The 16,044-nt window shown below is 43.1% G+C and carries 11 protein-coding genes and 1 rRNA gene; 1 reads left to right on the forward strand and 11 read right to left on the reverse strand.

The window, feature by feature from the left end:
- Positions 1-6: 6 nt before the first annotated feature.
- From HQQ94_RS22050 to HQQ94_RS22060, 3 genes are all read right to left on the reverse strand, one after another.
- A 16S ribosomal RNA gene (locus tag HQQ94_RS22050) occupies positions 7-1,553 on the reverse strand.
- A gap of 696 nt (positions 1,554-2,249) precedes the next feature.
- Positions 2,250-4,973, reverse strand: a complete 2,724-nt coding sequence (secA, locus tag HQQ94_RS22055; RefSeq protein WP_173296418.1) for a preprotein translocase subunit SecA — start codon at positions 4,971-4,973, stop codon at positions 2,250-2,252.
- Positions 4,974-5,032: 59 nt separating this feature from the next.
- Entirely contained in the window at positions 5,033-5,932 is a 900-nt protein-coding gene (locus HQQ94_RS22060; protein WP_173296419.1) for a M23 family metallopeptidase, read from the reverse strand.
- A gap of 27 nt (positions 5,933-5,959) precedes the next feature.
- Here HQQ94_RS22060 and HQQ94_RS22065 point away from each other — a divergent pair, with 27 nt between their 5' ends.
- Positions 5,960-6,406: a DUF721 domain-containing protein gene (locus tag HQQ94_RS22065; protein ID WP_173296420.1), complete on the forward strand. Its 447-nt coding sequence runs from the start codon at positions 5,960-5,962 to the stop codon at positions 6,404-6,406.
- Between the two features lie 34 nt (positions 6,407-6,440).
- Here HQQ94_RS22065 and lpxC read toward each other — a convergent pair whose 3' ends face one another.
- The 8 genes from lpxC to murD all read right to left on the reverse strand — a co-directional run bounded on the left by lpxC (position 6,441) and on the right by murD (position 16,011).
- Positions 6,441-7,358, reverse strand: a complete 918-nt coding sequence (gene lpxC, locus HQQ94_RS22070) for a UDP-3-O-acyl-N-acetylglucosamine deacetylase (protein ID WP_173296421.1) — start codon at positions 7,356-7,358, stop codon at positions 6,441-6,443.
- 170 nt (positions 7,359-7,528) lie between these two features.
- Complete coding sequence (ftsZ, locus tag HQQ94_RS22075; protein WP_173296422.1) at positions 7,529-8,698, reverse strand: cell division protein FtsZ; 1,170 nt, start codon at positions 8,696-8,698, stop codon at positions 7,529-7,531.
- Positions 8,699-8,769: 71 nt separating this feature from the next.
- Entirely contained in the window at positions 8,770-10,005 is a 1,236-nt protein-coding gene (ftsA, locus tag HQQ94_RS22080) for a cell division protein FtsA (protein ID WP_173296423.1), read from the reverse strand.
- Between the two features lie 3 nt (positions 10,006-10,008).
- Positions 10,009-10,773 carry a cell division protein FtsQ/DivIB gene (locus HQQ94_RS22085; RefSeq protein WP_173296424.1) on the reverse strand — a complete coding sequence of 255 codons (765 nt, stop codon included), beginning with the start codon at positions 10,771-10,773 and terminating at the stop codon, positions 10,009-10,011.
- Positions 10,774-10,904: 131 nt separating this feature from the next.
- On the reverse strand, positions 10,905-12,374 hold the full coding sequence (gene murC, locus HQQ94_RS22090; protein WP_173296425.1) for a UDP-N-acetylmuramate--L-alanine ligase: 1,470 nt from the start codon (positions 12,372-12,374) through the stop codon (positions 10,905-10,907).
- Position 12,375: 1 nt separating this feature from the next.
- Positions 12,376-13,473, reverse strand: a complete 1,098-nt coding sequence (gene murG, locus HQQ94_RS22095) for an undecaprenyldiphospho-muramoylpentapeptide beta-N-acetylglucosaminyltransferase (protein ID WP_173296426.1) — start codon at positions 13,471-13,473, stop codon at positions 12,376-12,378.
- Entirely contained in the window at positions 13,470-14,687 is a 1,218-nt protein-coding gene (gene ftsW / locus HQQ94_RS22100; protein ID WP_173296427.1) for a cell division protein FtsW, read from the reverse strand. Before ftsW ends, murG begins: the two co-directional genes overlap by 4 nt.
- On the reverse strand, positions 14,680-16,011 hold the full coding sequence (murD, locus tag HQQ94_RS22105) for a UDP-N-acetylmuramoyl-L-alanine--D-glutamate ligase (protein WP_173296428.1): 1,332 nt from the start codon (positions 16,009-16,011) through the stop codon (positions 14,680-14,682). Before murD ends, ftsW begins: the two co-directional genes overlap by 8 nt.
- Positions 16,012-16,044: the final 33 nt, after the last annotated feature.

Genomic DNA, 16,044 nt, shown 5'->3' on the forward strand with positions numbered 1-16,044 from the left:
TATAGGTAAGGAGGTGATCCAGCCCCCAGGTTCCCCTAGGGCTACCTTGTTACGACTTCACCCCCAGTCATGAACCACACCGTGGTAAACGCCCTCCCCGAAAGGTTAAGCTATCTACTTCTGGTGCAGCCCACTCCCATGGTGTGACGGGCGGTGTGTACAAGGCCCGGGAACGTATTCACCGTGGCATTCTGATCCACGATTACTAGCGATTCCGACTTCATGGAGTCGAGTTGCAGACTCCAATCCGGACTACGACCGGCTTTGTGAGATTAGCTCCACCTCGCGGCTTTGCAACCCTCTGTACCGACCATTGTAGCACGTGTGTAGCCCTACTCGTAAGGGCCATGATGACTTGACGTCGTCCCCACCTTCCTCCGGTTTATCACCGGCAGTCTCCCTAAAGTTCCCGGCATGACCCGCTGGCAAATAAGGATAAGGGTTGCGCTCGTTGCGGGACTTAACCCAACATTTCACAACACGAGCTGACGACAGCCATGCAGCACCTGTCTCTCAGTTCCCGAAGGCACCAAACCATCTCTGGTAAGTTCTGAGGATGTCAAGAGTAGGTAAGGTTCTTCGCGTTGCATCGAATTAAACCACATGCTCCACCGCTTGTGCGGGCCCCCCGTCAATTCATTTGAGTTTTAACCTTGCGGCCGTACTCCCCAGGCGGTCTACTTAATGCGTTAGCTTGGGAACCCAGTAACTAAGTTACCAAATTCCGAGTAGACATCGTTTACGGCGTGGACTACCAGGGTATCTAATCCTGTTTGCTCCCCACGCTTTCGTACATGAGCGTCAGTCTTTGTCCAGGGGGCCGCCTTCGCCACCGGTATTCCTTCAGATCTCTACGCATTTCACCGCTACACCTGAAATTCTACCCCCCCTCTACAAGACTCTAGTTCCCCAGTTCCAAATGCAATTCCCAGGTTGAGCCCGGGGCTTTCACATCTGGCTTAAAAAACCGCCTGCGTACGCTTTACGCCCAGTAATTCCGATTAACGCTTGCACCCCTCGTATTACCGCGGCTGCTGGCACGAAGTTAGCCGGTGCTTCTTCTGCGAGTAACGTCACAGCTAGCCGCTATTAACGACCAACCTTTCCTCCTCGCTGAAAGTGCTTTACAACCCGAAGGCCTTCTTCACACACGCGGCATGGCTGCATCAGGCTTTCGCCCATTGTGCAATATTCCCCACTGCTGCCTCCCGTAGGAGTCTGGGCCGTGTCTCAGTCCCAGTGTGGCTGATCATCCTCTCAGACCAGCTAGGGATCGTCGCCTAGGTGAGCCATTACCTCACCTACTAGCTAATCCCACCTAGACTCATCTAATCGCGGAAGGCCCGAAGGTCCCCTCCTTTCCCCCGTAGGGCGTATGCGGTATTAGCAGTCGTTTCCAACTGTTATCCCCCACGACTAGGCAGATATCTAGGCATTACTCACCCGTCCGCCGCTCGACGCCTGATAGCAAGCTACCTTCGTTTCCGCTCGACTTGCATGTGTTAGGCCTGCCGCCAGCGTTCAATCTGAGCCATGATCAAACTCTTCAATTAAAGTTTTTTGCTAAACCCCGTTAAGGACTCAGCGGCTCAATGAATTCTGATGTCGTTGACAACACTCATAAGAGTATTAACAACGATTGTACATATTGATTCAAACTAGGTTCGAACCTATGAACACTCATTCATTGAGAAATTTTTTGACTGCCTCACTTTTTACTAGAAAAAAGAGGCAGTTTCGAATAACTCAATACCTGTGAGTGTCCACACAGATTACTTGATAAATTGTTAAAGAGCGTTAGTACCAATCTTTCAGATACTGCCGTTAGACGCTAGGTCACTGGCTTGAGGAGGCGTATTCTACACTCTCCATCGTTGCCGTCAAGTGTTTATTTTAATAAGTTTTTCAAGCGATGCTTTCTCATACAAACGACATCAATCTATAACCTAAAAACACTATCGGCAGACTATGCATATTAATTCAAACATAGTCAAATAACACGGTTAAATTTTACAACTAGTAGCAATACATTTTCATTAGCTTAAAAGCCAACTAAATCATCTGCTTTACCGTGTTACTGGTTGCGCATTATAAGCAGTTGAAAGCAGAGTACAAGGTCTTTTTAATAAAAAATGATTTTTTGACATATTGTTTTTCTAATCACATCTTATCCACAACAAACCCCAAGCCTACACACAAAAAAGCCACCTCAATGGGTGGCTTTAATAAAAACAGTATGGGCCACTTAATTAAGTAAGCTTACCGTGGCACTGCTTAAATTTACGATTAGAGCCACAAGGGCAAGGATCGTTACGTCCAACCTTCTCGCCCTCTCGCACAGTGGGTCTATGAACTGCAATGGTTTCTGTTTCTTCTACGCCAACTAAAGATTCAGCTGCTGCATGTTGATAGTCAAGCTGGATTTTAGCTTCCTCTTGACGACGACGCTCTTCCATTTCTTCGACATCAGATTGAGCCTGAACCTGTACTTTAGATAACACGCTAATCACATCATGCTTTAATGATTCTAGCATTTGTTGAAATAACTCAAACGACTCGCGCTTATATTCTTGTTTAGGGTTCTTCTGCGCATACCCACGTAAATGAATACCTTGGCGAAGATGATCCATTGCAGATAAATGCTCTTTCCATAGACCATCCAACGTCTGTAGCATGACTGCTTTTTCAAACTGACGTAAGACCGATTCGCCAACCATTTCTTCTTTGGCTTGGTATGCTTTGACCCAAGTATCAACAATACGTTCTCGTAATGTTTCTTCGTGTAGATCATCTTCTGAATCTAACCACTCTTGTATTGGCATTTTAAGCCCATACTCTTGCTGAAGCCGTGTTTCCAACGTTGCGATATCCCAAAGCTCTTCGACTGACTGCTTAGGAATATATTGGTCAACTAAATCATTAACCACATCAGCTTGAATATTAACGATTGTTTCCTGAATATTTTCAGCATCCATTAATTCGTTACGTTGAGCATAAACAACTTGTCGCTGATCATTAGCAACATCATCAAATTCAAGTAATTGCTTACGGATATCAAAGTTACGAGCTTCGACTTTACGTTGTGCATTTTCGATAGCACGTGATACCCATGGATGCTCAATTGCTTCCCCTTGTTCCATACCAAGTTTCTTCATCATAGAAGAAACGCGTTCTGAAGCAAAAATACGCATTAGACTATCTTCCATAGATAAATAGAAGCGTGATGAACCTGAATCACCTTGACGACCTGAACGTCCACGTAATTGATTATCAATTCGACGAGATTCATGACGTTCTGTACCAAGAATATGCAAGCCACCAGCAGCGACAACTTCGTCATGCCTTACTTGCCAATCAGATTTTATTTTTGCTTTTTGCTCAGAAGTAGGATTATTAAGAACTTCAATCTCCATATTCCAATTACCACCAAGTACGATATCGGTACCACGACCCGCCATATTAGTCGCAATCGTCACAGCACCTAAGCGTCCTGCTTGAGCGACAATATCTGCTTCACGTTCATGGAATTTAGCATTCAATACTTCATGGGGGATCTTTTCTTTCTCCATTAAACGAGCAAGCAGTTCAGATTGCTCAATAGAAACTGTACCAACAAGTACAGGCTGCCCACGCTCACGGCAACCTTGAATATCTTCAATAATTGCAGTGTATTTTTCATCTGGTGTTAAGTAAACAAGATCAGCATGATCTTTACGTACCATAGGTCTATTTGTCGGAATAACAACAGTATCTAATCCATAGATGTGTTGGAATTCAAATGCTTCAGTATCAGCAGTACCTGTCATACCCGCTAGCTTTTCATACTGGCGAAAGAAATTCTGAAAAGTAATTGACGCTAAGGTTTGGTTTTCATTTTGAATATTAACTAACTCTTTCGCCTCAACAGCTTGGTGTAATCCTTCAGACCAACGCCGCCCAGGCATAGTACGTCCTGTGTGCTCATCGACAATAATAACTTCATTGTCTTTCACAATATAATCAACATCTTTTTCAAATAAACTATGTGCACGAAGTGCGGCGTTTACATGATGAAGCAGTGATATATTCGCTGCTGAATATAAAGAGTCTCCTTCGACTAGCATGCCACGCTCAGTTAAAAGAACTTCAACCTTCTCTTGGCCACGTTCAGTCATATGAACTTGCTTAGCTTTTTCATCGATAGAATAATCACCATCACCGATCTCATCTTCCGTATCTTCTTTTTCTTGACGGATCAGGTGCGGAATAAGCGTATTGATTTTTGTATACAATTCAGAACTATTTTCTGCAGCTCCTGAGATAATCAAAGGTGTTCTAGCTTCATCAATTAAAATTGAATCAACTTCATCAATTAAAGCATAGTGCAAGGGGCGCTGAACACGCTCTGTTGGCGAAAAAGCCATATTATCGCGTAAATAATCGAAACCGAATTCATTATTGGTACCATAAGTAATGTCAGCATTATATGCGTCTTTCTTTTCTTGCTGACCAAGACCGGCGACATTGATGCCAACAGAAAGTCCTAAAAACTCAAACAATGGGCGATTATTTTCAGCATCACGACGGGCTAAATAATCATTGACGGTAATAACGTGAACACCTTTACCAGTCAACCCATTTAAGTATGCTGGAAGTGTTGCCGTCAATGTTTTCCCTTCACCGGTTCGCATCTCTGCAATGCGATTGCTATTAAGCACCATGCCACCGAGCATCTGAACATCGAAGTGACGCATTTCAAATACACGCTTAGACGCTTCGCGCACAACGCCAAAGGCTTCAGGCATGACATCATCGAGAGTTTCCCCTTTGTCTAAACGAGTGCGAAAATCAGATGTCTTAGCCTTTAACTCTTCGTCAGTTAGTTTTTCATAATCATCTTCAAGGACATTAATCTTAGTGACAATATTGCCAAGAGATTTAAGTGTACGATCGTTACGACTACCAAATAATTTTGTCAGTAATTTACCAAACATCTGAACCACTTTTAAGTTGTTGGCTTAGTCCCTGTCGAGTCTGAAAGCCTTATATTATATTAACCTGCCTTGCGGTAGACATACTTCAGCGGATCTATCTGCTGCCCACCCCGCAACACTTCATAATGCACATGGGGCCCAGTCGAACGACCAGTACTCCCCATCTTGGCAATATTCTCACCTTTGGCGATGACATCACCTACAGTTACTAACAAAGACTTATTATGTCCATAGCGAGTTAGCAGACCATTACCATGATCTATTTCTACTAACTCACCATATCCAAACATTTTGCCTGCCCAAGTGACAACACCACTAGCGGTTGCAATCACATTGGTTCCCTCTTTAGCTGCGAAGTCAATACCTTTATGCATTGTTCGCCGTCCATTAAAAGGGTCATTTCGTAAACCGTAAGGCGATGATAACCATCCTTTGAGGATGGGCTGCCCTGATATGTAACGTTCTTCATCTATATGGAGATTAGATGAAACAGTTTCAAGTATTGAAAGCTGAACATTACTATTATCTATTCTTGATACTAACTTATCCATATCGACAATAAGTTGTTCCAGCTCGATGCCTGCACCTAATTCACTTAGGCCACCAACACCGACAGTAGAAGAAAAATCAAATTGATCTTCTAATTTATTATTCTTAGCAACTTGCAGACCTAAAGCTTCAAGACGAGTTAGCTTAGCCTGCATAAGAGCAACATGTGTCACTAATACAGTTAATTGTGACTCAGTTGCGCCTTTGAGCTCGATAAGCTGTTGCTTTTGAGCCTGTCGAGCCGCACGTTCACCGTCGGTATTCATTTGCTGTTGCTGAACGAGTTTTGCACCGTACTGATATAACCCAGTCCCAGCTGCAATCAACAGCACTGGCAACAATAACCAACGTTTTCCTGGCTGCCATCTAGTAGCACCATTTCGACCCTGAATAAAAACTGTTACACTCATTGCTTAACCAAGCCATTTTATTATCATATGAAAAAGCCCCCGCAAGACCTGAGTCAGTTACTTCACCAACGTGGGCAATTACCCAATATAGCTGAAAAAGCTGAACTATTAATGCACTTAGAGCATTACGTAAAAAAAGTGCTTACAGGTCCAGTATCTGAGCAACTTAAAGTCGCTAATTTCCGGCAGGGTGTGTTAGTAATTGAAACAACAACTGCGGCATGGGCTGCGAGGATTAACTTTCAAAAAGCTAACATTCTACAACAATTACAAGCCGAAACCTTACCTATGCTCTCTGCTATCCAAGTTAAAGTCAACCCAAGTCTATTAATGTATGCTGCAAGAGCAACAAAAAATAACAATCAGATCACTAAAATTGCAGCAACACACATAGAGGCATTAGCTGAACATGCCGGTGGCTCTCTTGCTATAAAACTAAAACGGCTAGCTGCATTAGCCAGCCGTTCGAAGTAATTTTAACAGCAGTAGATAATTCCAATTTATTAAATTAAACAAATACTGCTTCTGTCGGAACAGAAAAGGTCACTGGAGCTTCATCGGCTTCAAAACTAACCAACTCCCACGCATCTTGTTGCGCTAGTAAAGCACGAACTAATTGATTATTAAGTGCATGTCCTGTTTTAAAAGCACAAAACTCTCCAACTATTGCATGACCTGCAACATATAAGTCACCGAATGCATCTAAGATTTTATGCTTAACAAATTCATCCTCATAACGCAAACCATCGGGGTTAAGGACTTTATATTCATCAAGTACCACAGCATTATCCATACTGCCACCCAATGCTAAATTATTCGCTCTTAAGTATTCAATATCACGCATGAAACCAAATGTTCTTGCTCTACTAATGTCACGAACAAACGCAGATGTTGAAAAGTCCATCACCACATGTTGCTGGCTACGGGCAATTTCAGGGTGATTAAAGTCAATGGCAAAATCAACTCTAAAACCGTTAAATGGTTTTAATTCAGCCCATTTATCACCATCTTCGACACGTACAGTATTTTTGATTCTTAAATATTTTTTAGCCGCTGATTGCTCTTTTATCCCTACTGATTGAAGTAAAAACACCCATGGACTTGCGCTACCATCCATGATTGGGATCTCAGGAGCATCGACTTCAATTAATGCGTTATCGACGCCTAAACCAGCTAAAGCAGCAAACAAATGCTCAATAGTCGAGATACGTACGCCATCATCATTCACTAACGCCGTACACATAGTGGTTTCACGAACTTGATCAGCCTTAGCTGGGATAAACACAGCAGGCTCCAAATCAGTGCGCACGAGTACGATCCCAGAATGAACCGGCGCGGGCTTGATACTCAAAGTCACCTTATTGCCGGAATGCAATCCGACTCCAGTTGTTTTCACCATTTCTTTAACAGTTCTTTGAAAAATCATCTATCTACCCATCTCTCAACAATAAAAGCTCAAATCCTAGCCAATAAAAAACACAAACAGGCTCTGCTGGTCGAATATGCTAGCATATTTTTGCAAATTAACCAAAATTAAACGATTAATCCTGTCGATTAAAAGTAATCCAATCGGTCAATTGTATTACGTCAACCAACTCAGTCAGCTTGTTTACGTAAAAACGCCGGAATATCTAAATAATCAGCTTCATTTTTTGGTGCTAAAGTTGGCGCTGTTTGTGCCGCAGCATTACCAGCCATCATCGGCTGTTGATTTAGTAAATCATCCGTAGACTCAACACGTGGATCAATTGTAACGGTAGGCTCAGGACGAGAAACAGGCTTAGATACAAGTTGAATATCTGGCTTCTTCTCTGCGCCTATCCCGGTGGCTACCACAGTGACTCGCAATTCATCACTCATTTCAGGGTCAATAACAGCACCAACAACAACGGTCGCATTATCAGAAGCATAAGCTTTAACGTGGTTACCCACAGTTTCAAACTCTTCAATGCTCATATCCATACCTGCCGTAATATTAACAAGTACACCGCGAGCCCCCGCCAAATCTATATCTTCAAGTAATGGACTTGCTACCGCAGCCTCTGCTGCTTCTTCAGCTCTGTCTTCACCACTTGCCACACCCGTTCCCATCATTGCATTGCCCATTTCAGACATAACCGTCTTTACATCGGCGAAATCGACGTTGATCAAACCAGGACGCGTGATAAGTTCTGCAATACCCTGTACAGCACCAAGCAGCACATTATTGGCAGCGGCAAAAGCATCTAATAATGAAGTTCCTCGCCCCAATACTTTCAGTAATTTTTCATTAGGAATAGTGATTAACGAGTCCACATGCTTAGCTAATTGCTCTATACCTTGATCGGCATAAGCCATACGTTTTTTGCCTTCGAAAGGAAACGGTTTCGTCACCACAGCAACCGTTAGAATGCCTTCTTCTCTAGCCACTTCAGCAACAACTGGCGCTGCACCAGTGCCTGTTCCCCCCCCCATACCTGCAGCGATAAAGATCATGTCTGAACCTTTAATCGCATTACGGATATTTTCTTTATCTTCTTCAGCCGCCAAACGACCAATCTCAGGGTTTGCTCCAGCACCTAAACCTTTAGTGATGTCACGCCCCAATTGAATTGTCGAGCCTGCGGATGACTTTCTCAATGCCTGAGCATCGGTATTCGTCGCAACAAACTCAACACCTTCAATATTGTGTTTAACCATATGCTCAATGGCATTACCACCACCACCACCAACTCCGATGACCTTAATCACCGCTTCATCTGTATGACTATCCATGATTTCAAACATGGTTATTTCTCCATTTTGCTTGCGTTATATGTTAAGTCGCTAATTTAAAAAATTTACCGTATTACTAACGACTAAAACTCACCTTTAAACCAACTTTGAACCCGATTCCAAAGACTGGTCACCCCTTGACGCTCTGGGCGCTCGAACTGACGCTCAACAACTCTTCTCGCCCCGTAATGCAACAACCCAACTCCTGTGGAGTAAATGGGTTGGTCAACATATTCAAATAACCCTTTCACTGGTAACGGTAATGCAACTCTTACCGGCATACCAAAAATAGCTTCAGCAATATCTACTGCTCCTTCAATAGAGGATGTTCCCCCTGTTAAAACAATGCCAGCAGCAACTTGATCTTCTAATCCTGAGTCTCTTAACTCTCGTAATACCAGTTCAAATAACTCCTGATATCTAGGCTCTACCACTTCTGCTAATGTATGTCTGGACATCGTTCTAGATGGTCTGCCACCGACAGAGGGAACCTCGATACTGTCTTCTCGACTCACCATCGCACTACGAGCGCTAGCAAATTGAACTTTGATTTGTTCTGCATGAGAAAGCGGCGTACGAAAAATTTTCGCAATATCGTTCGTCACTTGGTTACCTGCAACAGGAACCACGGCACAGTGACGTAGCGCCCCATTGGTATACACGGCAAGATCTGTTGTGCCACCACCAATATCAACCAAGCAAACACCTAAATCTTTCTCGTCATTGGTTAGGACCGAATCAGCTGATGCTATCGCTGAAAACACCAGATCATCGACTTTAAGCCCACAGCGTTCAACGCTCTTAGTTATATTCTTTGCCATATCATTGGCACAAGTCACGATATGAACCTTAGCTTCCATTCGCATACCAGACATACCTATAGGACTTTTAATACCATCTTGTACATCAATGGCATACTCCTGTGGCAGCACATGCAAAATACGCCGTTCTGTTGGTATTTTGACTGAACGAGCCGTATGTATGACATTGTCAACATCATCCTGAGTGACCTCTTCATCATTGATTGAGACCATACCATTCTCATTCTGGCAGCTAATATGTTTGCCTGAGATCCCTAAATAAACCGATGAAACTTGACAATCTGCCATCAATTCAGCTTGGTCTAATGCCCGCTGGACACTGCGTACAATTGAATCAAGATCATTAACACCACCTTTATCCATCCCTCTGGATTGATGATTTCCTAACCCTATGACACTGATCTCACCATCGGGTAGTACTTCACCTATGATCACAGCAACCTTAGAGGTTCCTATGTCCAATCCAACGATCAGATTTCTATCTTGATTCTTGGTCATTATTTAATGGCTCTCTTTTTGTGCATTTTCCCAACCTACGGCTAATCCGGTGTCATAGCGCAAATCAACTTTAGCAACAGGTTTTAATTGCTTTATTAGCACGGGATACACATTAATAAACCTTTGTATCCTAGCCATTTTATCTTCTCGACCTAACTCAAGCATGATCCCGTTATCTAACGTGCCATGCCAAGCATGTCTGGGACTTAAATGTAAACTTTTTAAATTTAAGCCATTTATTTTTAACAGTTCACTCACCTGCCTAAATGTAGTTAACACTAAATTAGACTGACCTTCAGGTCCTGCTAGTGAAGGTAACTCATCCATTTGATCTCTTTTCGGTGCCTCAAATACCTGACCATGGACATTCAGCCAAGCATCATTGTTCCAATGAGCAACGACTTGCTGTTCTACAAGATACACTTTCAACTTTGAAGGCCACTCTCGCCTCACTGACGCCTGATATACCCAAGGAAGCGCCTCGAGCGCTGCTTGTACCTGATTAACATCAGCAGAAAAAAAACTTCTTTTCATCAAGTCACGTAGTGCTATTTGTATTTCCTCATCAGAGGTCTTATCTCGTTCACCCTTAACCGCAACAGATTCAATAGGCAAAGCATCTGCATCATTAACAATGAGATTTAACTGCCTAGCACCTATTGCTAAGCCCAACATCACTGATAGCAGAAAGAGCACCCCACAACACAGGTACCAATCAACCTGGGTCAATTTTTGTCTCCACCTTTGACCAGCCTCAGCCCAAGACACAGAACAGCTCCTTTAATGTCAATATTGCCGGCAAGTTAATCCCATTTATTACCCGCAGAAAAACAACCATTATATAGACCTTACTACTAGCATCAAAATCTGATATTCCTACAATGAGAGTTCATCCAAAACTAACTCTGATTCAAATCGTTATTGACCAATTTAAAACCTAACTTATTCGTTGCTAATTGCTTAGAAAGCGTACCAATACTGCCTGCACCTTGGGTCAACAAGAGATCACCTTCCTGTAGTACATCTGGTAGTAAGGTAAGAAGTCGCTCCTGCTCAGCAACAAAAATAGGATCTAGCTTGCCCCGTAGTCGAATTGACCGACACAAGGCACGACTGTCTGCTCCTGGTATAGCAGCCTCTCCAGCGGCATATACGTCAAGTAGCAATAAACAATCAACTTGAGATAGGACTTCGACAAAATCATCATAAAGATCCCGCGTCCTGCTATAACGATGTGGCTGATAAATCATTACTAGGCGCTTCTCAGGCCAACCCAACTTGGCCGCATTGATTGTCGCAGCAACTTCACTTGGGTGATGACCGTAATCATCAACCAATACCACTTCACCTTTATCTGTATCGAAACAACCGAGCTGCTCAAAGCGGCGACCTATGCCTTGGAAGTCAACAAGCGCCTGTATGATAGATATATCATCAATATCATCTTCACTCGCAACCGCAATAGCAGCTAACGCATTCAATACATTATGCTGACCAGGCAAATTAAGCATGATTTCAACATCTTCAATACCCGATCTTCGTAAGGTAAAGCGGCTGCGGTAACCTTCTTGAATAAAATCAAGCGCTCTGACGTCTGCATCTTCACTAAAGCCGTATGTGACGACCTTACGGCCAACTCTAGGAAGTAATTCTCGCACAACAAGATCGTCAACACACATCACCGCGACACCATAAAAAGGCAGGTTGTGCAGAAAATCAATAAAGGTAGACTTTAATTTTTCAAAATCTCCTTCATAGGTATCCATATGATCGGCTTCGATATTGGTAACAACACTTACCATTGGCTGTAGGTGTAAAAAACTCGCATCGCTCTCATCAGCTTCTGCGATTAAATAACGACTGCTTCCCAAGCGAGCATTCGTTCCGGCACTATTGAGCAAACCACCAATAACAAAAGTTGGGTCTCGATCTGCTTGCCCATATATACTGGCAATTAGACTTGTCGTCGTTGTTTTCCCATGAGTGCCTGCAACAGCAACACCATGACGATAGCGCATCAATTCAGCAAGCATTTCTGCTCGTTGTACAATAGGGATCCTTAGCGCTTTGGCCTCCAACAGTTCAGAGTTATCTGCGCTAATCGCCGTCGACACCACCACCACATCCGCACCATGGACTTGCTCTTTATGATGACCGATATGAATTTTTGCTCCTAAAGAGGTCAATCGACGTGTCACTATATTTTCAGCAATATCAGAACCAGATAAACGATAACCTTCGTTAACCAGTACTTCCGCAATACCGCCCATACCTGCGCCACCTATTCCCACGAAATAGATGTGTTTAACACGCCTCATCTCAGGGATCATACTTCTTAATTGTGAATACTTTTCTTTATCATTTTTCATGTTAATTCTTTCCTGCTAACCGAATGCAGACATCAGCAACTTTCTGAGTAGCATCAACCACTCCAGCACTTTTTGCTCGCAAGCCCATTTTAGTCAACTCATCTCTATCTGAGGCTAACACTTGCAACTTTTCGATCAGTTTATTTGTGTCCAAAATTGCTTGGGGCAATAAAAAAGCGCCACCAGCATTGACTAATACTTGTGCATTCTTAGTTTGATGGTCGTCGACGGCATGCGGGTAAGGTACCAGTAAACTTGGTAATCCAATCGCTGCCAATTCTGAAACCGTTAATGCACCAGAACGACATAAAACAACGTCTGCCCAACGGTATGCAGCTTCCATATCGTCAATAAACTCAGTAACGTTAACGCTTCCATCTAAACCTAAACGTTGATACTCATTTTTTACCGACTGAAGGTTTCCCTTCCCAACCTGATGCCATACCGTTAATAAATGTGTTTGACTCATACCCGCTGTCACCATGGGCATCAGTTCATTAAACACTTTGGCACCTAAACTTCCCCCAACCACTAATACTCTTAATGCATCTTTATCAATAGCTTCTTTCGGCATTCGACCTAACGCTATCAACTCCTCTCGAATAGGATTACCGACGACTTCAACCTGAGCTTGCTCAAAGGTATTCTCAAAAGCACACAAGACCTGTGAGGCAATACGAGACAATATTTTATTGGTCATACCGGGTATCGCATTTTGCTCATGCAATATCAAAGGGATCCTTGATAATCTCGCCGCAACACCACCGGGGCCACTAGCAAACCCACCCATGCCTAAAACAACATCGGGTTTAAACTCTTTAATCACCTCACGTGCTTGCATGATTGAACGTAATACCTTAAAAGGTGCAGCCATTTTTCGCAGTATTCCATTGCCTCTAACTCCCTTAATATCGATAAAATCAATATCAAAGCCGTGTTGAGGCACTAAACGAGCTTCCATACGTTCAGCAGTTCCTAGCCAACGGATTTTCCAACCTTGTTGACTTAAATATTTAGCGACAGCTAACGCAGGAAATACATGCCCTCCCGTTCCACCTGCCATAATCAAAATACTTTTCTCCGCACAGAGAGTCGTCATTTATTCACTTTTCCTTGAACTGCTTGGATGGAACTTAATCGACGTTCATGGTCAATTCGAATTAATATCATCGCAGCCGTTGTCATGACCCATAAACTACTGCCACCATAACTAATAAAAGGCAGCGTCAAACCTTTGGTGGGCAACATACCGATACTCGCTCCAACATTGACTACCGTTTGAAAGCAAAACCATATTCCTATCGCATAAGCAAGATAACCCTCAAAAGGCTTATCTATTTGGATACACAAATTACCCAGTTTAATCGCTCTTAATGCGACAAAAAGTAATGCCATCAGCACTAAGATAATACCAACGAAACCGAGCTCTTCACCTATCACAGCAAAAATAAAATCTGTGTGAGCTTCAGGTAAATACTCCAGCTTCTGAATACTATTACCCAATCCCTGACCAAACCAATCACCTCGCCCATATGCCATTAAAGATTGGGTTAACTGGTAACCGCTACCAAATGGATCTTGCCATGGGTCCATAAAAGAGGTGACACGTCGCATACGATAAGGCTCTAATAGCACCAGCGCGACAAAAGCCATAACGCCAGTTAATAGCAAAGCAAAAAAATCGAGTAACCTAGCACCAGCCAAAAAAAGTAACCCGACAGTGCCGACAAATAATACCACTACGGTCCCTAAATCAGGCTGCATTAAAATCAAGATCGCATAGACAGCAAACACGGCTATTGGCTTATAAAAGCCTTTAGCATTTTCTCTTATCTCCTGGTGACGTCTAACCAAGTACCCAGACATATAGATCGCAAAAGCAAGCTTTGCCAATTCTGCAACTTGTATTCTAATCGGGCCAATTGCTAACCAACGAGTAGCACCATTGACGGAAGTCCCGAAAGGGATCACAAGCACTAACATAATCCCTACAACGAGCAATAATGTGGAACTAAATTGCTGCCAACGATGCATTTCAACCTGCAACACGGTAGCCATAATCAGCACACAACCAACAAGATAAGCCACATGTCTCACCACAAAATGATAAGGGTTACCTGTCAAACTCTGTGCCTCAGGCATTGATGCTGACATCACCATGACAAAACCAAAACTGATTAAACCAAGTACCGTTATCAACAGAGTTCTGTCATACAACTGCACCCCAAGAGGATCTCTGTCTTTAATAAGGTTAGGCCAACGCCAAGTGACATTTGTGCCAAATAGACTTAATTGTCGCTCATCCTTATGCATCAAATTGCTCATTATTCAATGCATTTACCTCAGTTCTAAAATCCTCACCTCTGGCCATAAAATTATCATACATATCTAAACTTGCGCATGCTGGTGACATCAAGACGATATCACCAGCTTTAGCAAGTGAGCTTGCTTTTTTAACGGCATCTGACATAGAGTTCACACTCATCGCTCCGTCAAAAAAAGTCGCAATTTCATCGCCGTCTTTACCTAAAGTGATCAGATAAGAAAGCCCTTGAATCGCAGAGGTCAGCGGTCTAAAATCAGCACCTTTTCCATCTCCACCAGCAATTAAAATAACACCGCCAAGATGAGCGCTTAGCCCTTCAAGTGCTGCAACAGTAGCGCCAACATTAGTAGCTTTAGAGTCATTGACGTAAGACACTCCATTGTGAACAGCAACCAACTCACATCGGTGTGCTAAGCCGGTAAAAGTCATTGCAACTTGGATCATTGAATTATTGTCAATGCCCACATGATAGGCTAACGCCATAGCAGCAAGTAAATTGACATGATTATGCTGGCCAACTAGAGCAACATCGTGCAAATTCATGATTTCACTCGAACCGTGTAGGAGCTTGCCATGATTCATTCCCCAGCCATCATCAGATGACAGCGATAAACCAAAACTATCCAGATTCATGGGATCTTTAGGTTTAGTGAGTTGATCATCTCGATTAAACAACGCGCATTTACTTTGATCATATAATGACAATTTAGCTTGCCGATAAGATTCAAGGTCTGTGTAGCGGTCCATATGATCTTCACTGATATTTAGACAAGTCGCCACGATACAATTTAAGCTTTGGGTTGTCTCTAGCTGAAAACTGGACAACTCCAAGATATAAAGATCTTTAGGTTCCTTCAGCAGATCTAAAACGGGGACCCCTATGTTGCCACCGACGGCATAATTCAAACCCGCTTTTTGTGCCATTTCCCCAACTAACGTAGTGACGGTCGATTTACCATTGGACCCTGTGATCCCTATAACGCAAGGCTCTCTATCCTTAATCGCACGAGCAAACAACTCAACATCACCAATCACTTCAATACCCATGTCTAGCGCTGCACAAATTTCAGGGGTATCTACAGCAATACCTGGACTAATAATAATTTGCTTAGCTTGCACCAGATAACGGCAATCAAATCCCCCTGTAATGAACTCTACATGCGGGTATAAACGAGTCAGTTCATCCATACCAGGAGGTTGATAGCGACTGTCCATCACCAAAGGGCTTATACCTTGCTCACACAAATAACGCACAACAGAAAGCCCAGTCGCGCCTAACCCTAATACCACATGAGATTTTGTCTTCTCCATGCTTGACTACCTTAGGCCTAAGTAAGTAGGTAT

Source organism: Shewanella sp. VB17 (genome assembly GCF_013248905.1).
Taxonomy (GTDB): domain Bacteria; phylum Pseudomonadota; class Gammaproteobacteria; order Enterobacterales; family Shewanellaceae; genus Shewanella.